The organism is Streptomyces sp. NPDC051172, from assembly GCF_040682555.1.
GTDB lineage: Bacteria > Actinomycetota > Actinomycetes > Streptomycetales > Streptomycetaceae > Streptomyces.
In genome coordinates, this window is the sequence record NZ_JBFBBE010000004.1 from 93,664 (window position 1) to 112,795 (window position 19,132).

At 72.1% G+C, this 19,132-nt stretch carries 22 protein-coding genes and 2 pseudogenes; 11 read left to right on the top strand and 13 right to left on the bottom strand.

All coding sequences use genetic code 11. The features are described from left to right. Nucleotides 1-209: 209 nt before the first annotated feature. Nucleotides 210-704 (top strand): ATP-binding protein, encoded by a 495-nt coding sequence (locus AB0N07_RS03595; protein ID WP_365831674.1) that lies wholly within the window; start codon nucleotides 210-212, stop codon nucleotides 702-704. Between the two features lie 93 nt (nucleotides 705-797). Here the strand turns inward: AB0N07_RS03595 and AB0N07_RS03600 are convergent, their stop codons facing one another. The 5 genes from AB0N07_RS03600 to rpmG form a co-directional block, all read right to left on the bottom strand. After that, the gene (locus AB0N07_RS03600; RefSeq protein ID WP_365831832.1) at nucleotides 798-1,016 is read right to left on the bottom strand and encodes a DUF397 domain-containing protein; all 219 of its coding nucleotides are present in this window, start codon (nucleotides 1,014-1,016) and stop codon (nucleotides 798-800) included. A 307-nt stretch (nucleotides 1,017-1,323) separates the two neighbouring features. Then, entirely contained in the window at nucleotides 1,324-1,593 is a 270-nt protein-coding gene (rpsR, locus tag AB0N07_RS03605; RefSeq protein ID WP_365831676.1) for a 30S ribosomal protein S18, read from the bottom strand. A 5-nt stretch (nucleotides 1,594-1,598) separates the two neighbouring features. Further along, nucleotides 1,599-2,726, bottom strand: coding sequence for a GTP-binding protein (locus tag AB0N07_RS03610; RefSeq protein ID WP_365831678.1), 1,128 nt, complete (start codon nucleotides 2,724-2,726; stop codon nucleotides 1,599-1,601). Beyond that, nucleotides 2,723-2,977, bottom strand: a complete 255-nt coding sequence (locus AB0N07_RS03615; RefSeq protein WP_266958478.1) for a type B 50S ribosomal protein L31 — start codon at nucleotides 2,975-2,977, stop codon at nucleotides 2,723-2,725. Before AB0N07_RS03615 ends, AB0N07_RS03610 begins: the two co-directional genes overlap by 4 nt. A gap of 9 nt (nucleotides 2,978-2,986) precedes the next feature. Continuing rightward, on the bottom strand, nucleotides 2,987-3,151 hold the full coding sequence (rpmG, locus tag AB0N07_RS03620) for a 50S ribosomal protein L33 (RefSeq protein ID WP_030573688.1): 165 nt from the start codon (nucleotides 3,149-3,151) through the stop codon (nucleotides 2,987-2,989). 74 nt (nucleotides 3,152-3,225) lie between these two features. Between rpmG and rpmB the strand changes: the two are divergent. From rpmB to AB0N07_RS03640, 4 genes and pseudogenes are all read left to right on the top strand, one after another. Next, nucleotides 3,226-3,461: pseudogene (rpmB, locus tag AB0N07_RS03625) on the top strand (50S ribosomal protein L28). Then, nucleotides 3,461-3,766, top strand: a complete 306-nt coding sequence (rpsN, locus tag AB0N07_RS03630; protein WP_365831681.1) for a 30S ribosomal protein S14 — start codon at nucleotides 3,461-3,463, stop codon at nucleotides 3,764-3,766. The pseudogene rpmB and the gene rpsN overlap by 1 nt, the downstream one beginning before the upstream one ends. A gap of 331 nt (nucleotides 3,767-4,097) precedes the next feature. Continuing rightward, a complete protein-coding gene (locus tag AB0N07_RS03635) occupies nucleotides 4,098-4,622 on the top strand; it encodes a hypothetical protein (RefSeq protein ID WP_365831683.1) in 525 nt (174 codons plus the stop codon). A gap of 104 nt (nucleotides 4,623-4,726) precedes the next feature. Continuing rightward, complete coding sequence (locus tag AB0N07_RS03640) at nucleotides 4,727-5,248, top strand: DUF4232 domain-containing protein (RefSeq protein WP_365831685.1); 522 nt, start codon at nucleotides 4,727-4,729, stop codon at nucleotides 5,246-5,248. A 20-nt stretch (nucleotides 5,249-5,268) separates the two neighbouring features. On the opposite strand, the gene AB0N07_RS03645 is transcribed toward AB0N07_RS03640, so the two are convergent. After that, the gene (locus AB0N07_RS03645) at nucleotides 5,269-6,426 is read right to left on the bottom strand and encodes a DUF2786 domain-containing protein (RefSeq protein WP_365831687.1); all 1,158 of its coding nucleotides are present in this window, start codon (nucleotides 6,424-6,426) and stop codon (nucleotides 5,269-5,271) included. A gap of 34 nt (nucleotides 6,427-6,460) precedes the next feature. After that, on the bottom strand, nucleotides 6,461-7,405 hold the full coding sequence (locus tag AB0N07_RS03650) for a S41 family peptidase (RefSeq protein WP_365831689.1): 945 nt from the start codon (nucleotides 7,403-7,405) through the stop codon (nucleotides 6,461-6,463). A 111-nt stretch (nucleotides 7,406-7,516) separates the two neighbouring features. On the opposite strand from AB0N07_RS03650, the gene AB0N07_RS03655 reads away from it, so the two are divergent. The 3 genes from AB0N07_RS03655 (at nucleotide 7,517) to AB0N07_RS03665 (ending at nucleotide 10,690) form a co-directional block, all read left to right on the top strand. Continuing rightward, nucleotides 7,517-8,143 (top strand): LysE family translocator, encoded by a 627-nt coding sequence (locus tag AB0N07_RS03655; protein ID WP_365831691.1) that lies wholly within the window; start codon nucleotides 7,517-7,519, stop codon nucleotides 8,141-8,143. A gap of 72 nt (nucleotides 8,144-8,215) precedes the next feature. Next, the gene (locus AB0N07_RS03660; protein ID WP_365831693.1) at nucleotides 8,216-8,950 is read left to right on the top strand and encodes a Clp protease N-terminal domain-containing protein; all 735 of its coding nucleotides are present in this window, start codon (nucleotides 8,216-8,218) and stop codon (nucleotides 8,948-8,950) included. Between the two features lie 48 nt (nucleotides 8,951-8,998). Next, entirely contained in the window at nucleotides 8,999-10,690 is a 1,692-nt protein-coding gene (locus AB0N07_RS03665) for a bifunctional 3'-5' exonuclease/DNA polymerase (protein ID WP_365831695.1), read from the top strand. A gap of 55 nt (nucleotides 10,691-10,745) precedes the next feature. Here AB0N07_RS03665 and AB0N07_RS03670 read toward each other — a convergent pair whose 3' ends face one another. From AB0N07_RS03670 to AB0N07_RS03695, 6 genes are all read right to left on the bottom strand, one after another. Then, nucleotides 10,746-13,775, bottom strand: a complete 3,030-nt coding sequence (locus AB0N07_RS03670; RefSeq protein ID WP_365831834.1) for a BTAD domain-containing putative transcriptional regulator — start codon at nucleotides 13,773-13,775, stop codon at nucleotides 10,746-10,748. Between the two features lie 355 nt (nucleotides 13,776-14,130). After that, nucleotides 14,131-15,024, bottom strand: a complete 894-nt coding sequence (locus AB0N07_RS03675) for a glycosyltransferase (RefSeq protein ID WP_365831836.1) — start codon at nucleotides 15,022-15,024, stop codon at nucleotides 14,131-14,133. A 97-nt stretch (nucleotides 15,025-15,121) separates the two neighbouring features. Then, complete coding sequence (locus AB0N07_RS03680) at nucleotides 15,122-15,559, bottom strand: DUF3052 domain-containing protein (protein ID WP_365831697.1); 438 nt, start codon at nucleotides 15,557-15,559, stop codon at nucleotides 15,122-15,124. A 173-nt stretch (nucleotides 15,560-15,732) separates the two neighbouring features. After that, nucleotides 15,733-15,894 (bottom strand): hypothetical protein, encoded by a 162-nt coding sequence (locus tag AB0N07_RS03685; protein WP_365831699.1) that lies wholly within the window; start codon nucleotides 15,892-15,894, stop codon nucleotides 15,733-15,735. A gap of 59 nt (nucleotides 15,895-15,953) precedes the next feature. Further along, nucleotides 15,954-16,550 (bottom strand): DinB family protein, encoded by a 597-nt coding sequence (locus AB0N07_RS03690; protein WP_365831701.1) that lies wholly within the window; start codon nucleotides 16,548-16,550, stop codon nucleotides 15,954-15,956. A 15-nt stretch (nucleotides 16,551-16,565) separates the two neighbouring features. Further along, entirely contained in the window at nucleotides 16,566-16,940 is a 375-nt protein-coding gene (locus AB0N07_RS03695; RefSeq protein WP_365831703.1) for a VOC family protein, read from the bottom strand. 71 nt (nucleotides 16,941-17,011) lie between these two features. On the opposite strand from AB0N07_RS03695, the gene AB0N07_RS03700 reads away from it, so the two are divergent. The 3 genes and pseudogenes from AB0N07_RS03700 to AB0N07_RS03710 all read left to right on the top strand — a co-directional run bounded on the left by AB0N07_RS03700 (nucleotide 17,012) and on the right by AB0N07_RS03710 (nucleotide 19,130). Then, nucleotides 17,012-18,040 (top strand): sigma-70 family RNA polymerase sigma factor, encoded by a 1,029-nt coding sequence (locus AB0N07_RS03700; protein WP_365831705.1) that lies wholly within the window; start codon nucleotides 17,012-17,014, stop codon nucleotides 18,038-18,040. 423 nt (nucleotides 18,041-18,463) lie between these two features. Then, nucleotides 18,464-18,741, top strand: a pseudogene (locus AB0N07_RS03705) (hypothetical protein). Further along, nucleotides 18,738-19,130, top strand: a complete 393-nt coding sequence (locus tag AB0N07_RS03710) for a PIN domain-containing protein (RefSeq protein WP_365831707.1) — start codon at nucleotides 18,738-18,740, stop codon at nucleotides 19,128-19,130. The pseudogene AB0N07_RS03705 and the gene AB0N07_RS03710 overlap by 4 nt, the downstream one beginning before the upstream one ends. Nucleotides 19,131-19,132 lie beyond the last annotated feature (2 nt).

A 19,132-nucleotide genomic window follows, 5' to 3' on the forward strand; every position in this document is an offset into this window, starting at 1 on the left:
AGAGGGAAGGAGTTGGCAAGCAGTGAGAGAGAAGATGGCGGAAAAAATGGCCAACAAGCGGTACGGGAGGGTCCAATTCGGTCGCGTGCACGTGCATCTGCACCTTGCATCTGCACCGCGCATCCAAGACCATGGTCTCGCGCAACCGCTGCATCGCAACGACCGCGAATCCCTCGGGAGTGCCTCGCATGGGGACGAATGGATCGACCATGCTCGAGCCGTTACGGCAGGGCCTTCCGCCGCTGGATCCCGCGGCCGTGTCCAACGCCGCCTCCTGCGCTCTGCCCGCCCGCTACGAAGCGGTGCGCGAGGCAAGGCTGTTCACCCGCAGAACGCTCGACCAGTGGGACATAGGCAACCGCTTCGACGACGTCTGTCTGGTGGTTTCCGAGCTGGTCACCAACTCGCTGCGGCACGGCCTGCCGGCCGGCACCCTGTGCACCGCCGACCAGAGCCCGCCCGTGCGCCTGCATCTGATGCGCTGGACGGAGCGGCTGGTGTGCGCGGTGCGCGACCCGAGCCATGCGACCCCGGCGCCGCGCGAGGCCGACGACTTCTCGGCGGAGTCGGGCCGCGGCCTGTTCCTGGTCGACTCCTTCGCCGACAGCTGGGGCTGGCACCCGATGGCGGGCACGCTCGGCGGCAAGGTCGTCTGGGCACTGTTCCAGCTGCCGCACCTGCCCCAGCCGCTGCCCGCCGAATAGCGCACCCCGGCGCCGTCCGACGCCGGGGTTCTACGCGCGTTACTGCACGTATGACACTGATTGCCCCGAGTTGCACCCGGGGTGGACGGGGTGTCAGCCTGCTACCAGGTGGTCGAACTCGCCGTCCTTGATGCCCAGGAGCATCGCCTCGATCTCCGCACGCGTGTAGACGAGCGCCGGACCGTCGGGGAAGCGCGAGTTGCGCACGGCGACGTCCCCGCCGGGCAGCCGGGCGAACTCCACGCAGGAGCCCTGCGAGTTGCTGTGCCGGCTCTTCTGCCAGGCCACACCGTTCAGCTCCGTGGCAGCCATGCCGTTGTACACGTCGTGGTCCACAGATAGCTCCCGGTGGTGCGGTGGCCTTGGGGCCAGTGATGCAGCGGTCAACTGGTCCGGATCATAGCCGTGTTCACGTACGGATGCATGAGCAGATGCACGTGCACGCGGGGTGGTTCTGTGGTTACAGCTGTGACGTACGGGGTGCTACATCCGTTCCAGCGCATGCCCCGAACTCCGAACGGCATGCGAAGTGTCGAACCCTCGTGCACTTGGAAGAGACGCATACCGCGGCCTTGTTGTTCCAACCTCCCGCCAATCAGCCGACCTGTGGCCGAAAGCCTCAGCGGCCCGCGTACGGCAGGAGTGCCATCTCGCGGGCGTCCTTGATCGCGCGGGCGAGCAGCCGCTGCTGCTGGGCCGTGACGCGGGTGACGCGGCGGCTGCGGATCTTGCCGCGGTCGGAGATGAACTTCCGCAGGAGGTCGGTGTCCTGGTAGTCGATGTACGTGATGTCGGCCGCGTCGTGGGGGTCCCCCCGCTTGAGCGAATTCGAAAGTGGGGGAGGGTTGGGCCGGGACTTGACGGGCTGGCGGTCGGGCTTGCGGGGCATGCGGGTCAGACCTCCAGGAGGGTGCCGAAGGCGGGCGGCAGCCGCTTCCAGGCAGCGCGCCCGGCGGCGTACTCGGCATCGGTCAGCAGACAGGACTCCAGCAGGTGTTCGAGTCCGTCGCGGTCGAGGCCGGGCGAGGTGAAGACGAGGTGCTGGCAGCAGTCGCCGTGCTCGGGATGCCAGTCCAGCGCGGCGGCGGCCCGGCGCACGGGCGGGACCATGTCCCAGGCGGCGTCCGGGAGCGAGGCCAGCCAGGGCCCCGCGCTCTCCACGCACAGGGCCCCGCCCGCCGCGTCCCAGTGCAGCAGTGTGTCCGGCTTGTCGGCGAGCCAGAACCGGCCCCGGCTGCGGGCGGCGGCGCAGGTCAGATCCTCCAGGGCCGCATACAGCCGCTCCGGATGGAAGGGGCGGCTGCGGTGCCAGACGAGGGTGGAGACGCCGTGCGCGTCGGCCTCCGCGGGCAAGAGCGCGCAGGCCGGGTGCTGGGTGGCGGCCGCCGCCTCGACGTCGAAGCCCGCGAGGGCGGCCACGGCCAGTTCGCCGTGGCCGATGACAACCTGGCGGGCCGTCGGATGGAGTTGGGCGAGCAGCTCGCGGTCCTCCTCGTCGGCCTCCTCGGAGTCGGTGACGGCAAGTACGGGGGCGTACTCCAGCTGGCGCGCGAACGTGTCCGCGACCGTCCGCTGATCCGTGGCCGCCGCGGCGAGGCCCCCGTCCGCGAGGTCGTCGCCGTTGCCGAGGCAGGGCAGGACGAGCGCCGGGTCCACAGCGGTGATCACGCCGGTGACCGTCAGGCCTCCGGCCACCACCACCTCGGCCATGGCCTTGGGCTCCACGGAGTCCCACAGCTCGACGACGGCGAGGCGGGTGTCCGCCGCGTGCGCGAGCCGGCGCAGCTCGGGAACCAGGTCCTTCCTCAGCGCACAGCACGCGCAGTCGTTGGCCAGGGGCGCCTCACCGGCCGACACGAGACCCTTGGCGTCGCGGATCGTCCGTACGACCGTGCCCGCCTCGGCCGTGGCGAGGTCGTGGTGGAGTACGACGCCGCCGGGCACGTCGGCCAGCAGCCGGGCCACGGCCGCCTTGCGGGCGTCGGCGTGCAGCCCGCCGACGATCACTACTGGCAGGTTCACGCTCCGCCCCGCTTCCCGAACCGGCGCTCGAAGCGCTCCACGCGGCCGGCGGTGTCCAGGACACGGGCGGTGCCGGTGTAGAAGGGGTGGCTGACGTTCGAGATCTCGACATCGACCACGGGGTACGTGTGGCCGTCCTCCCACTCGATCGTCTTGTCGCTGCTCATCGTCGAGCGGGTGAGGAAGGCGTGGTTCGCGGCACGGTCCCGGAAGACGACGGGACCGTAGGCCGGGTGGATTCCGTTGCGCATGGCGGTCGTTCAGCGCTCCTCTCGGAAGTCGACGTGGCGGCCGGCGACCGGGTCGTACTTGCGCAGGGTCATGCGGTCCGGGTCGTTGCGGCGGTTCTTGCGGGTCACGTAGGTGTAGCCGGTCCCTGCCGTGGACCGGAGCTTGATGACCGGGCGGAGTTCGTTGCGAGCCATGGCGATACCTTACTGAAAATGAATTCCATTAACGACATCGCTTCGGGGAACACTTCAGGAGAGGTACGTCACCCATGTCCGCGCACTGCATGCTGACCGGCGCCCGGCCCGGTTTCGGCAACCGCGTCTCCCGCTCCCACCGGCGGACATCCCGCCGTTTCGACCCCAACATCCAGAGCAAGCGGTTCTGGCTGCCGAGTGAGGCCGGTACGTACGGCTGAGGCTGGGCACGAAGGGGATCAGGACCGTCGACGCGATCGGCGTCGAGGCGGCCGTGGCGCGGATCCGTGGCCGGGGGGTGCGGGTCTGATGGCGGAGAAGAGCCAGATCGCGAAGAACCGGCAGCGGCAGGCGGTCGTCGCCCGGTACGCCGAGCGGCGCACCGAGCTGAAGGAGATCATCCGGCGGCCGTCGTCGACGGAGGCGGAACAGCTCGCCGCCCAGCGGGAGTTGCGGCGCCAGCCGCGCGACGCCAGTGCGACCCGCGTACGCAACCGGGACCAGGCGGACGGGCGGCCGCGGGGGTACCTCCGGGCGTTCGGGCTGTCACGGGTCTCGTTGCGGGGACAGGCGCACGCCGGGTATCTGCCGGGGGTGCGCAAGGCGTCCTGGTGAGAGCCGGCGGGGCCGGTGGGCGCGGGTGGGTCCAGCGGGAGCGGATGGGGCCGGTGAGAGTCGGGGTCCGATGGAAGCCGGTGGTCCGGTGAGAGCCGGTGGGTCCAGCGGGAGCGGATGGGGCCGGTGAGAGTCGGCGGGTCCGGTGAGAGCCGGCGGGTCCAGCGGGGCGGGTGAGTCCAGTGGGGGGCGGGTGGGTCCGGTGAATCTCACGGCCGCTCCTCATGGGCCGGGCGACCGGCCCTGGTAGCTTGCTGCGGGCGCTCGGACCTGCGGTCCGGCCCACCGCTACGGCTTGCCCCTGCTCGTTGCTACTGCTTGGGAGCTACCAGTGACTTCGGCGACCTTCACGCGTCCGGCCCGCCCGGTGTCGCGCCGGCAGCTGCGGATCGCGGCCGCCGCCGCGGGGCTGGCGGGTGCGCTCGTGCTCACCGCGTGCAGCGGCGGCGGCTCCAAGAACGACTCCTCGCCCAGCACTTCCGCCTCCGCCGCCTCCACGGCGGACACCGGCGGCGGCACGGGTGGGACGACGAGCGCGTCCGACAGCCTGCAGGGCAGCTGGCTCGCCACCACCGGCGGCAAGGCCGTCGCCCTGGTGATCACCGGCAAGCAGGCCGGGCTCTTCTCGACCGGCGGCTCGGTGTGCAGCGGTACCGCGGGCAAGGAGGCCGGTATGCAGATGATCCACCTCACCTGCACGAAGGGCGGCAAGGAGCGGGCGACGGGGATGGTCGACTCCGTGTCCAAGAGCTCGCTGAAGATCACCTGGTCGGGCACCGTGGGCAAGGAGACGTACACCAAGACGGAGGGCGGGACCCTGCCGTCGGGGCTGCCGACGGCGAACCTCGGCCAGTAGTCCGGCAGGCCGGGCAACCGATGCAGCGGATCGTGCGTGATGATCCATGCACGCGATCAACGGCATCGCGCCGCCGAGCACCAGCAGAGCACCAGAGGATCCACATGCGCGCCACCCCCATCACCGTCGCCGCTGTCGCCGCGGCGCTCCTTCTGACCGCCTGTGACAGCAGCGGCGGTGACAGCGGTTCCAGCAACAAGAACAAGGCCGGCGGCGCCTGCACGCTCGACGCCGTCGGTGTGCAGGTCGCGGCGAGCGCCGCACCGTCTGCCGGGGACTCCGGCAATGTCACCGTCACGCTCACCAACCGTGGCTCCAAGTGCACCCTGAACGGCTTCCCGGCCGTCGATCTCAACGGAGGCAAGGCGTCGGCCGTCCCCGCCGACAAGGCCGCGAAGGCTCAGAAGCTGACGCTCGCCAAGGGCGCGACCGCGTCCTTCACCATCACGTACGTGCGGGGCGAGGCGGGCGGCAAGAAGAGCCTCCCGGTGACGACGGCGAAGTTCACGCTGCCCGGCTCCGCCGCCGGACACAGCTTCAAATGGACGTACGGCGAGGTCGCCGTCAAGGGCGCTGAGGGTGCGGCGAACGCTTCGGTGAGTCCGTTCCAGCAGGCTGGGGACTGACGCTCCGCGGGCCTGTGCCCCTATTGGAGCGCTGACCGGCCCACCACGTGCGCCCGGTCCGCTGCCTGGGCGCCTTCCGTCCAGCCCGCCTCGTCGGTCACACCGCGCAGGCGGGTCGTGGTCGTCTCGGGGAACATGTGGTCCGTGTGGGCCGTGACTGCGACCTCGCGGGAGGCCAGTACCGGGAGCAGGTCGTCGGTCACTTGCGTCTCGGCGGCCGCCGCGAGGCGGGTGCCTATGCGGTGGGCGTAGGCCGCGAGGAAGGACTGCCGGAAGGTCTTGGTGCGTTTGCGGCCGCCCGCCCGCTGGGCGGTCTCCGCCTTCGTCATCGCCGTCGTGGCCTGGACGAGGAGCGAGGTGTAGAGGAGTTCGACGGCTTCCAGGTCGGCCTCGAAGCCGACGACGGTGGAGAAGCCCAGCGGCTCGTTCCACACGGCCCGGCAGTGGTTCGCGGTGGCGACCGCGTCCAGCAGCACCGCCTTGGCCTGCTCGTACGGCGCCTCGACGCCGATGCGGCAGGCGCCGGGGGTGTCCGGGGAGGGCGCCCGGGCCGCGAGCAGCGCCTCGTCGATGCTGTGCCGGGCCATCAACTCCTGTGCCTTGGCGGACAGCGCCTCCGCCTCGTCCGGGAACCCGGTCGCCTCCGCCTTGGCGAGCAGCGCGCGGATGCGGGTGAGCATGCGGGACTCGGATGCCGGGCCGGCCGCGCGGGCGGGATCGGGCCGCCGCGTGGGCTCGTCGAGGGGTTCCAGGGCCGGTAGGCGCAGCAGCAGGCGGTACAGCTCCAGGACGGTGGTCGCGTGCGAGAAGCGGTCGGTGCGGGGTGGCGTGCCGGTGGCCTCGGCGGTTTCGGCCGCTTCGGCGGTGAGCTCGGCCAGCTGCGCGGTCCAGCGGGGACCACGCGGGCCGTCGTACGGCGTCTGCGCCCGGATCAGCGCCGATGCCAGCCGTACGTGTACGTCGTCCAGCTCGCGTCGTACGATCCGGACGACGTCGGCGGGCTGCCAGCCGCGCCGCCAGGCCGTCGCCACGAACTCCCGGCCGCGGCGGGCGAGTTCGTCGTCCGCCGCCGGGTCCGCGGCCAGCAGGGAGGCGCCCGTGTCGAGGGCGGTGTCGGTCTCGGCGTACAGGGCGGCCTTGAAGGCGCGTTCGACGGTGTCGGACGGAGTGCTGGTCACTCGTCGATCGTGCCACGCGGCACTGACAGTCGGGTCAGCCGCGGATCAGGGCCAGCGCGCGGTCGAGGGCGTCGGGGGCCGGGCACGGAACGTCGGGGAGGACGCCGGTGCCTTCCCAGTTGGTGCCGGAGACCGGGTTGACGGCACGGGCGACCGGGATGGTGGCCTCCAGGTTCGGGTGGACCGTCCAGCCCTCCCGCGGGTGGGCGCCGCCGCGGGTGCTCGCCCCCACGACGGTCGCGCGGCCCAGCTGCTGGAGGTCGTAGGCCAGTTCCTCGGCGGCCGAGAAGGTGTGGGGACCGGTGAGTACGTGGACCGGCTTGGTGCCGCCGAAGCGGGCGCCGGGGACGTACGGCAGGGTCCAGGACTGGTCGTGGCGGTCGCCCACGCGCGCGTACATGGTGTTGAGGTGCGTGTGCTCGTCCAGGAGGTAGCTGCAGACGAAGGCGACGGTGTCCGGGTCGCCGCCGCCGTTGCCCCGCAGGTCCAGGATGAGCGCTTCGGCGCGGGCGACCAGGGTGAGCGCGGCGGCGAGCGGCTCGGCCGACCAGGACAGCGGGAAGAGGAAGGGGGCCAGTTCGAGCAGGGCGGTGCCGCCCGTCAGCCGCTCCACCCGGGGCACACCGCCCAGGGAGGTGTCGAACTTGCGGCGCATCGCGGCTTCCGCGGCCTCGCCCCGGCCCTGCGGCACCTGCTCGGGGTGGTACATGAGGCGCAGGTGCGGATCGCCGTTGACGGACTGCAGGTCCGCGGTGACCAGCCCGCTCAGCTCCTCGGCGCTCTCCACGTCGTACGCCCCCTCCGCCAGGCGCCGGCGCAGCAGCACGGCCAGTTGCTCGGCGGCCTCCGGGAAGACGTAGTGCTCGGTGAGGAGCCGGGCCGTCTCGTCGACGACCGCGGGAACGTCGGTGACGGGGGCCGGAGTCGGGGCAGCGGCAGGGGCCGTGGAGGAGCTCGTCGTCAGCGTGGTCGTGGTCATGGCAGATGAGTCAATCACCGTCACCGTGCCCCTCACATGGCGTTTCGCAGCACTCGTCTCACCCATCGAAATTCGTTCGCTCCTCTCCCTCGCCGGTTCGAGCATGGACACATGGTGGACATGTCTTCGTACGCGGCCTTCCTGGTCGCCGCCTTGGTCCTCTGCGTCACTCCCGGCCCCGACATGATGTTCATCGTGGCGATGGGCGGACGGGGTGGGCCCAGGACGGGAGTGCTGGCCGCGTTCGGCGTGGCCTGCGCCATGTTCGTGCACACGGTCGCCGCGGCGCTCGGTCTGTCGGCGCTGTTCCTGGCCCTGCCGACGCTCTATCACGTGCTGCGCTGGGCGGGTGCCGCCTATCTGCTCTATCTCGCGGTCAAGGCCTTCCGGGACCGGGCGGTGCCGGTCGAGGAGGGGGCGGCAGCGGGGCCGGGCCGACGGCGGGCCTTCTGGCAGGGAGCGGTCACCAATCTGCTCAACCCCAAGGTGATCCTCTTCAACGTCGCCTTCCTGCCGCAGTTCGTGGATCCCGGACTGGGGCATGTGCGCGAACAGTTCCTGGTCTTCGGGCTGACGATCACGGTCATGGGATTCGGCGTGGACGGCTCGATCGGCCTTCTTTCGGGGAAGCTCTCCGCACTGCTGCGCCGCAGCCGCCGGATCGCGCGCGGGCTGAACATATTCAGCGGGACGGTGTTCACAGGGCTGGCGGTACGGCTGGCGGCGTCGCCGAAGTAGGCACGCACGCGTGACGGCCTCAGGTGTCAACCCGGGGTTGACGCTCCTCTCGTGTCAACCTACGGTTGACACATGTCGACGAACCCGAACTTCACGCCATCCGTGCGTCTCGACGAACTCATCGCGGCCATCAAGAAGGTCCACGCCGAACCTCTGGAGCAGCTCCAGGACGCGGTGATCGCGGCCGACCACCTCGGTGAGGTGGCGGACCATCTGATCGGTCACTTCGTGGACCAGGCGCGCCGCTCGGGCGCCTCCTGGACGGACATCGGCAAGAGCATGGGGGTCACCCGGCAGGCGGCGCAGAAGCGCTTCGTGCCCAAGGAGTCCACCGACCTGGACCCGAACCAGGGCTTCGGCCGCTACACCCCGCGCGCCCGCAACGTGGTGATGGCCGCCCACAACGAGGCGATCGCGGCCCACAACGCCGAGGGCCGCCCCGAGCACCTGATCCTCGGACTGCTGGCCGAGCCGGACGGCCTCGCGGCCAAGGCGATCACCGCTCAGGGCGTCCTGCTCGACAGCGTGCGCCAGGCGGCGACCGCCGCCCTCCCGCCCGCGGCCGAGGAGGTCCCGGAGCTCGTCCCCTACGGCTCCGACGCCAAGAAGGTGCTGGAACTCACCTTCCGCGAGGCCCTCCGCCTCGGCCACAACTACATCGGCACCGAGCACATCCTGCTGGCTCTGCTGGAGTTCGAGAACGGCGAAGGGGTGCTGGCCGGCCTCGGCCTCGACAAGGCGACGGTGGAGGCCGAGCTCGCCAAGGCGCTCGCGCAGTACCTGCAGGTCCCCGGCGAGGAGAGCTGACGGCCTGCCGGGAGGCCACTGTCAGACCCCCCTGCCACACTCGCAACCATGACCGACCGCTGGGCGCTCGCTCCGGCCGAGGACGGTGGCGTGGAGCTCGCCCCCCTCGGTCCGGACGGGCTGCTCGCCGGGCCGGTCCTGTGGGAGCCCGACCTCGCGACGGCCGTGCGGGGGCGGCCCGAGGTCGTGCGGTGGGTGTGGCGTTCCACGGCCGAGGTGTATCCGCGGCTGCTCGCCACGGGGGTGCGAGTGGAGCGGTGCTACGACATCGAGGACGCCGAGACCCTCCTGCTGGGCCACGAGGGGCGGTACGGCGAGCCACGCTCGGCGGCCGCCGCTCTGGCCCGGCTCCGCGGCGGCCCCGTACCGCCCGACCCGCCCCTGCGCTCCGCCGAACCGGGCGCGCAGTCCCCGCTCTTCGAACCGCAGGCCGTCCATGTGCCGCTGCCCGACCTCGTCGAGGTGTACTCCCAGCAGCAGCGCCGGCACGACGCCACCGCGCACCCCGACCGGATGCGGCTGCTGACCGCCGCCGAGTCGGCGGGGATGCTGGTGGCCGCCGAGATGAACCGCGCCGGGCTGCCCTGGAGCGCCGAGGTGCACCGCCGGGTGCTGCACGAACTGCTCGGCGAGCGGTACGCGGGCGGTGGCGAGCCCCGCCGCCTCGCCGAGCTGGCGGACGAGGTGTCCGCCGCCTTCGGGCGCCGCGTCCGGCCCGATCTGCCCGCGGACGTCATCAAGGCGTTCGCGCAGGCCGGGATCAAGGTGAAGTCGACCCGCCGCTGGGAGATCGAGTCCGTCGACCACCCGGCGGTGAAACCGCTGGTCGAGTACAAGAAGCTGTACCGCATCTGGGTCGCCCACGGCTGGTCCTGGCTGCAGGACTGGGTGCGGGAGGGGCGGTTCAGGCCCGAGTTCCTCGCGGGCGGGACCGTCACCGGCAGATGGGTCACCAACGGCGGCGGCGCCCTGCAGATCCCCAAGGTCATCCGGCGCGCGGTGGTCGCCGACCCCGGCTGGCGGCTGGTCGTCGCGGACGCCGACCAGATGGAGCCGCGGGTGCTGGCCGCCATCTCCCGCGACCCGGGGCTGATGGAGGTGGCCGGGCGGGAGACCGACCTCTACCAGTCGGTCTCCGACCGGGCCTTCTCCGGCGACCGCGCCCAGGCCAAGCTCGCCGTCCTCGGCGCGGTCTACGGCCAGACCTCCGGCGACGGCCTGAAGAACCTCGCCGCCCTCAGACGCCGCTTCCCCAAGGCGGTCGCATACGTCGACGACGCGGCGCGCGCGGGCGAGGAGGGGCGGCTCGTGCGGACCTGGCTGGGGCGGACCTGCCCGCCGGCCGCCGGGGCGGGCGAGGACGCGGCGGAGGAGGCGGGCATCCCGCAGGACGAACCGGCGGAGACCCCCACCGGAGCCGAGTGGGTGCCGGGTTACGCCTCCACCAACACCCGCGCCCGCGGCCGTTTCGCCCGCAACTTCGTCGTCCAGGGGAGCGCCGCCGACTGGGCGCTGCTGGTGCTCGCCGCGCTGCGGCAGAGCTGTGCGGGCATGGCGGCCGAGCTGGTCTTCTTCCAGCACGACGAGGTGATCGTGCACTGTCCCGAGCGGGAGGCGGAAGCGGTGGTGGCGGCGATCCGGGAGGCGGCGGAGCTGGCGGGGCGGCTGACGTTCGGGGAGACGCCGGTGCGGTTTCCGTTCACCACGGCGGTGGTGGAGTGTTATGCGGATGCGAAGTGAGCGGTGACCGGCCGCCGTAGCTGCGGGGCGGGGCCGGCGGCGTGGCTGTTCGTAGCTACGGGAGGGTCTCGCCGAGCAGTTCCCTGAGTTCGGCCAATACCGACTTCTCGTCCGTGCCGTCCAGTGCGGCAAGTGCTGCGCGCCACTGCACGTACGCCTGCTCGGCACTTCCCCGCTCCCGCAGGAGGAGCCCGTGCTGGTGGCGGGCGAGGCCGCCCGTGTAGCGGTCGGCGCGGGCGTCCGCGCGGTGGAGGAGGTCGGCGCACTCGGCGGCGGCCCGTTCCGTGTGGCCGAGCAGCCGCAGGGCGCGCACCAGCCCGAGCCGGGTCTGGGACTCGCCGTGCCAGTCGCCGTGGCCGCCGAGGATCCGCAGGCTCTCCTCGAAGTGGGGTACGGCGGCGGCCGGTTCGCCGAGGGTGAGGTGGGCGTAGCCGATGTTGCAGTGCGCGGAGTGCTGCACGATCACGGCGCCGATCTCGTCCCCGATGGCGAGCGATCGCCGGTGCTGCTCGATCGCGGCCCGCGGGTCGGTGTGTTCGTACAGATTGCCGAGGTGGCTGTGGGTCACGGCCTCGCCGTGCGGGTCTTTCAACTGCCGTGAGTACTCCAGGCTCTGCCGAAGCGCCCGGCCGGACTCCTCGTAGCGGCCCAGCCCTTCGAGCAGCAGGCCACGGTTGTTGAGGCAGCGGCGCATCCAGGAGACATGGTCGAGCCGCCGCCAGATCGTCAGCGCCCGGTCGTTGAGGTCGAGGGCCTCGCTCTGCCGTCCGGTCAGGAAGTGCAGCCCGGCGAGGTCGCCCAGCGCGTACGCCTCGGCGGCCTCGTCACCGAGCCGCCGGGCCACACGCAGGGCGGCCCGGCCGAGCACCTCCATCTCGGCGACCCGGCCACTGCGCAGCAGGTACGGGAAGAAGAGGCGGATCAGCGTCGAGATGCGGGCGGCCCTGAGGGCCTGTGCGTCGCAGTCGGCACCGGCTTCCTCGGCGTACCGCTCGACCAGCGTGACGATGTTCACCAGTTCCGTGTCGCCCCAGGCGAAGGCCTGTCCGGCGGATTCGAAGGCGGGGAGGGCGGCGACATGTTCCGCGTGGTCCTGCGGCTGGGACGCGGTCGGGCGGCGGCGGTCGTCCTGGTCGAGGCCGGGTTCGACGATAGCGGTGAGGGCGCGCTCGGCGACGGCGGCGTACCAGGGCAGGGCGGCATCCACGTCGCCGGCGCCTCCGGCCAGTTCGCGGGCGAAGTCGCGGACCAGGTCGTGCGGGGCGTAGCGGCCGTATGCCGTCTCCTCCAGGAGGGCCACGTCGACGAGCCGGTCCAGTGCCGCCTCGGCGCGACGCTCGTCGGTGCCGACCAGGTGGGCGAGGAGCGGGGCGCCGTACGCCGGCAGGTCGAGCGCGCCGATACCGCGCAGCACGAGAGCGGCGTCCCGGTCGACCTCCCGTTCCGAGGCGGCGAGCGCGTCATGGGCGACGGCCAGGGAGCGGCGGACGCTCAGGTCGTCGTACTCCAGGTGATGCAATCTGCCTTCCGTCGCGGCGAGTTGACCGGCCAGGGCCTCGGGCGTGAGCGCTCGGCGCGCGGCGAGGCGGGCGGCGACGACGCGCAGCGCGAGCGGGAGGCGGCCGGTGAGTTCGACGAGGGGATGGGCCGCGTCCAGGGCGTCACGGCCGGAGACCGCTCGCAGCAGCTCGGCGCTCTCCTCGCCGCTCAGGACGGTGAGCGGGAAGCGGCGGGCGCCGTCGAGGGCGGTCAGCGGCGAACGGCTGGTGACGATCACGGCGCAGCCCGCGCCGGCCGGCAGCAGCGGCCGCACCTGAGCGGCGTGCGCGGCGTCGTCCAGGAGCAGGAGGGTGCGGGTCGGGGCGAGCAGGGAGCGCAGCAACGCGGCGGCTGCGTCCGGGTGTTCGGGGATGCGGCGTGGCTCGGTGCCCAGGTCACGCAGCAGGGCGGCGAGGGCCTGGGTGGGCGGGAGGGGGGTCATGCCGGGTGTGGCGCCGTGCAGGTTGATGTACAGCTGACCGTCAGGGAAACGTTCCCTCAGGGTGTGGGCGACCTGTAGCGCGAGGGCGCTCTTGCCCACGCCTGCCATGCCGCTGATGACAGCCACCGCAGGAGTACGACCGGGCTCCAGGGCGCTGCGGAGGTCGTCGAGAGCGGTCGTACGGCCCGTGAAGTGGGCTGGCGGGGGCGGCAGTTGGGCGGGGCGGAGCGGTTGCGGGAGGGCCGGAGCGGGGCCTTCCGTGCCGCCGGACGCGGTGTCGTCCTCGCGTGGGGCACCGGGGAGCCCGGTGGTGGCGAGCACCTCGACGTGCGCCTCCTGCATCGCCGGGCCCGGTTCCACGCCCAGTTCCTCCACCAGGCGGGCGCGCAGATCCCGGTGGACGGCAAGCGCCTCGGCCTGGCGGCCGGTGCGGTGCAGGACGAGCATCAGCTGACGGTGGTACGCCTCCCGGAGCGGATACTCGGCGGCCAGTGCGGCCAACTCCGGTACGAGACCGTCCAGTCGGGCACCGTCGACGGCGAGTTCGGCGTCGTAGCGCCACTCCAGAAGCAGCAGCCGTGCCTCCTTCAGACGCTGGACGAAGGCGTATCCGCCCAGCTCGGCGGGGAGCCCGTTCAGCGGGGTGCCACGCCACAGGGCGAGCGCGGACGTGCACTCGCGCACGACGCGCTCCCAGTTGCAGGCGGCGAAGGCGCCGCGTGCCGTGGCGAGGTGACGCTCGAAGACATGGACGTCCAGTTCGCCCTGCTCGACGCGCAGCACATAGCCGGGCGGCACCGCCCGCAGCCGCTCGGGGTCGTCGAGCAGCCTGCGCAGCCGGGCCACATGGTTGTGCAGCGAGGCCTGCGCGGACGCGGGCGGCGCCCCGCCCCACAGCGCGTCCTTGAGCGACTCGACGGAGACGACACGGCCGGCTTCGAGGAGCAGGGCGGCGAGCAGGGTGCGGACCTTGGGGCTGCCGACGGCCCTGACGTCGACCTCGCGGGAGGCATCCGTGCCGTCGACGGACTCGTCGGCCTCGCCGTGGACGTCGTAGAGAACAGGCGGTCCCAGCAGTCCGAACCGCAGCTGGCCCCGCCTCACGCCGCCCACTGCCTTCCCGCATCCTTGGCGGATTCCCGCCCTCGTCACGGCGGTTTCCCGCCACCTGCGTCACGGCGGTCGCCGCCGGAATCCGTACGGCTGCGGCCGTCCGGCGCTGCCGGCCGACGGCTTCGCGCCAAACGGCCGATGCCGGAACGGAGAACCGTTGGCCACATGTTAGCGATCCGTTGGTGCCACCTGATGTGATCACTTCATCGGATCTGGCCCGGGGGTGCGCGCGTAGAACGCGCAACTCGGGGGAGTGACGCCGCCGTGGCCGGATCCGTGGGACGTCAGAGGGTCCCGGTCGGCGGAGGTGAACGCCCGGGACCCTCGTCCCCTCCGCCGTTTCCCGTCAGATGACGGGCGGCCGCCCCAGCCGTGCCAGCCGCCACACGGTCCGCCACCGCATGGGCCGCCGCTCGCCCGCCGGTTCCCTGAGCCCCTCCACGAACCCGCCGAACCAGGCGCGCAGGCCTGGCCCCGACCGGGTCCGTACGAGCGTGAGCAGCATCCAGATCCCCAGGTGTACGGGGATGAGCGGCAACGGCAGTCGGCGGCGGACGAGCCAGACCCGGTTCCGTGCGTTCACCCGGTAGTAGATGGCGTGCCGGGCCGGCGAGGTCTTCGGGTGCTGGAGCAGCAGTTCGGGTGCGTACAGGATCCGCCAGCCGGCGTCGGCGGCCCGCCAGGCCAGGTCGGTCTCCTCGTGGGCGAAGAAGAACTCGGCGGGCCAGTCCCCGATCTCGTCGAGCATGGCGGTCCGCAAGCCGTGGCCGCCGCCGAGGAACCCGGTGACGTAGCCGCCCCGCATCGGGTCCGAGGCGCCGACCCGCGGCACGTGCCGCTGCTGGGTCTCGCCGTGCTCATCGGCGATGCGGAAGCCGACGATGCCGAGCTTCGGGTCGGCCGCGAACAGGTCCCGTACCCGCCGCAGCACATCGGCGTCGACGAGCAGCCCGTCGTCGTCCAGTTCCACTACGACGTCGACGTCCCCGAACTCCCGCAGCCTGGCCAGCGCCTGGTTCCGGCCGCCCGGACAGCCGAGGTTCTCGTCGAGTTCCAGGAGGGTGACCGCGCCGGGAAGCGCCAGCCGCTCGGCGAAGTCCGGCAGCGGGCAGCCGTTGCCGACGATCACGATCCGCGCGGGCGCCAGGTCCTGCTTGGCCACGGACTCCAGCAGGGCATCGACCTCGGCGGGCCTGTTTCCCATGGTCACCACGGCGACAGCGATCCGCGGTGCTCCCAGGTCCTGCATGCCCTTCACCCCATCACGGCCGCCGGCAATCCCGGCCGCGATGCTAGCCGTTCACGGTAAGGACTTTCCGCGTACGCCGATTCTTGGGTCAGACGCGGCGGGACGTACGCCGGTTCTCCCGGCGCCGTACGAACTTCAGCCCCGACCAGTCCTCCCCCAGCGCGGCGACCTTCACGTCGACCACGCCGAGCGGGAGGAAGAGGTCCCGCAGATCGTTCTCGGCGATGTCGCTGACGTGCCCGGCGGCCTTGCGGGGCCAGGCGATCCACAGCATGGCGTGGTCGGCGAGAGCGGCGGCCAGGGCGGGGGCCTCGGCGGCCAGGGCGGCGTGGGTGCGATGGAAGGCGAGGGTGATGTCGGCGCCGCGTGGGCCGTCCGCCGTGAACTCCGCCCCATCGGGCAGGCCGGGGATGTCGAACGGATCCGGAGCGTGCAGCAGTGCCACCCGGTGCCCCGCCTTGATGCCGATCTTCCTGGCGAGCGGGGTACCGGAGTACCCACCGCCGACAGCACCGGATCCGCTCATCGCCCGCCTCCGCCATTCCCTGTCACCCCGGCCGGGTCCCATCGTGCCGGAGGGAGCCGTTTGCCGAGCACCACCACGTGGTCCGCCTGCCGGTGGCCACGTCCAGTACGGCGCGGGCTGCCGGCCTCCGAGGCCCGCCCGGCCGCCGTGGGTCCGTCGGCGGCGTTCTCAGGCTACGGCCGGGTGGCCGCCGCGGAGTTGTCGCCGACGGGCCCGCGCGGGCGGGCTGTCACCGATCGGCCTCCGCGCCGCGACTCCTGCGCCTGGTCGGCGATCCGCTGTCGCCCGCCGAGGCGCACGGCCTCGGCCTTCGTCCTGGTGCCGAAGCTGCGCACGGCCCCCGCGACCGGAGCGGACCGGCCCCGCCGTGGTCGGCGGGCCCGGCCGGCTCGGCTCAGCTCTGCTCGGCCACCGCCGCCACGCGGTCGCGGTACGCCGTCCACCACTGCGCGTCCGCTGCGGGCAGCCGCTCGGTACCCCGGCGATAGCCCACCGCGCCGTCGATCAGCTCGCGGACGATGTCCGCGTGACCGGTGTGCCGCTCGGTCTCGGCGATCAGGTGGACCAGCACCCGGTGCAGGCTGGCGGTACGGTCCCGCTCCGGCCACCACGGAACGTGGCCGACGGCGTCCAGCGGCAGCGCCTCGATGGTGGCATCGGCGTGCTGCCAGGCCTTGCGGTAGGTGTCCACGACGTACTGACGGGATTCCTCGGCGGTGGCCCACTGGTCGGTGTTGGGCGCAAGCCCCGCCGGACCCAGGTCCGGGCGGAACCAGGGGACCGACTCGGCGTAGTGCCGGTCGAACACCCAGCCCAGGTAGAGCAGCTCGACACCGGCCAGGTGCTTGACCAGGCCGAGCAGGTTGGTCCCGGTCGGAGTGAGCGGGCGGCGGACGTCACGCTCCGTCAGACCGTCCAGCTTCCACAGCACGGTCTCGCGGGCATCCTGCAGATGGCGGCGCAGGTCGGCCTTGAGGGAGTCGGTCATCATGAAGGGTCTCCGATCTCAGGCGCTGAGCAGGCCGACGGGGTTGCCGTCCGGGTCGGTGAACACGGCCATCCGGCCCGTCCCGGGCAGGCTCTGCGGCTCCAGTCGGCGGCTGCCGCCCAGCTCCTCGGCTTTGGCGAGGGCCACGTCCACGTCCGCGACCCGGAAGTAGACGACGATCCCGGTGTACGGGCTGTCCGGACCCGCCTGGCCGATCCCACCGGTCGGTCGGTCACCGTCCGCACCCACCAGCGCGTAGGTCCCGTCCAGCACGTTGACCGGCCAGCCGAACAGCTCCTGGTAGAAGCGGCGGGCGCGCGGCGCGTCGGGGGTCGAGATGTCGAACCAGGCGGCAGTGTGCGGATACTCGGGGTTCGGGTCGGGGCTCGTCACGGGGTCCTCCTCGGGAGGTCGGAACGCACGGTCCGAGAGGTGACTTCCGCCGTGAGGCAGAATCGTCTCTCGTGAGCGAGGAATTCTCAGGACCGTCCGCGACCGCCGACCTGGCACTGGCGCGCGACGGCGACGACGCCGCGTTCACCCGCCTGGTGGCGCCGCTGCGCCGGGAACTGCACGCCCACTGCTACCGCATGCTCGGCTCCACCCACGACGCCGACGACGCGCTGCAGGAGGCCATGCTGCGTGCCTGGCGGGGCCTGGAACGGTTCGAGGGGCGCAGCTCGCTGCGCGCCTGGCTCTATACGGTGGCCACCCGCACCTGTCTGGACGCCATCGACCGCCGCGGCCGCCGGGCCCTGCCGGTGGACCTCGGCCCGGCCAGCAGCCACGCGGTGATCGACGCCACGCCATTGACGGAGGTTGCCTGGATCGGCCCCTACGCCGACGCGGGCCTGCCGGTCGGCCCGGCCGGTCCCTCCGCCAGGTACGAGCAACGCGAGGCGGTGGAGCTCGCCTTCGTCGCGACCGTGCAGCACCTGCCCGGCAACCAGCGGGCCGCGCTGCTCCTGTTCGACGTGCTCGGCTTCTCCGCCGCCGAGATCGCCACGATGATGGACACCTCCACCACCTCGGTGAACTCCGCCCTGGCCCGGGCCCGGCGGCTGCTGGCGGCGAGGGTGCCGGACGTGTCCCAGCAGCAGACCCTGCGGATGATCGGCGATGCACGGGTACGTGAGATCGCCGCCTCGTTCGCCACCGCCCTGGAGCGGGGCGACACCGAAGCCCTGGTCGCGCTGCTCACCAAGGACGTCACCTGGTCGATGCCGCCGCTGGCGCAGTGGTACGCCGGCGTGGACGCGGTGATGGACTTCGCGACGGCCGTCCCGCTGACCCGCTGCCCGAGCTGGCGCTATCGGCTCACTTCGGCCAACGGGCAGCCGGCAGTGGCTTTCTACGTGGGAGCAGCGCCTGACGTCGTGCACGGGGCCTGGTCGCTCACCGTCCTGACACTGCGCCACGAACGGGTGACGGAGATCGTCTCGTTCCTGGGCGCGGAGCACGTCGCGGCCTTCGGGCTGCCCGAAGTGCTCTGAGTTCCGCCAGACGCCGGACCCGACTGCCCTGTGCCTGCTGCGAGCTCAGCCGCGTCGACATTCTCGGGGCCTCCGGTTCGTGCGGAGCGTTCGATGGCTGCGAGCGCCCGATGGTGGGCGGCGGTATGGAAGTCGGCGTGGGGCCGGCGTCCGCCGGCAATCGAACCGGCGATTTCCCGGTAGACGGCAGCGACGTTGGCGATCGGTCCGGCGGCAGGGTCGAACGGGACGGTCCGGTCCCCAGGTCCACGACCGCGGGCAGCGCGAGCGGCTCCTCACGGGTCAGCCCACGGGACGCATCGTCCCGCTTGGTGATCACAGAAGATCTGTACCCCTCGAGGCAATCCGCCACCTGCCTCAGGGCAAGCCGCACCGTCGCAGAATAACCCCAGCAAATAACAAGAGTTTTGTTAATGCGGCTCCATGGTCCCCACACCCGAGCCCGCTCCCGGCGAAGGCCCCGTCCGCCCGGCTCCGTCTCGCTCCACGAAGGCACCATCGCCGCCCTCAAGGCACGCACCGGCAAGCGCGGCATGTCCGCCTACGTCGAAGCCCTCATTCAGCGCCAACTCGAACGCGACCGGCTGCGCGAACTCATCGATGACGCCGAAGGCGACAACGGCCCCGTCGACCAGGCCGCGGTCGAGGCCAAGCGAGCGATCCTGCGCGGTGACGCGGCAGGCTCGGTGGATGTGGCGTGAGCGGCACCCTCGTCCTCGACTGCGAAGGCCTGGCCAGACTCGTACGACGCACCCCCGAACTCACCGAATGGCTCGCCGCCGCCGAGGCCGAGGACATCCGCGTCATCACCAGCTCCGTCACCCTCGTCGAAGCCCGCGACCCCAGAACCGATCAGGCCCGCTTCGACTACGCCGTCTCCCGCGTCAACATCATCCCGCCCACCGAAGCCACCGCCCGCCACGCCAGCGAACTCCTCGCCGCAGCCGGCCTTCACGGCCGCAAATACACAATTGACGCGATCGTCGCCGCAACCGCACTCGCCTCACCTGCCCCGGTTACCGTGTTGACCTCGGACCCCGAAGACCTCCACATGCTGTGCGGTCACGGTGTCCGCGTGGTCAAAGTTTGAAC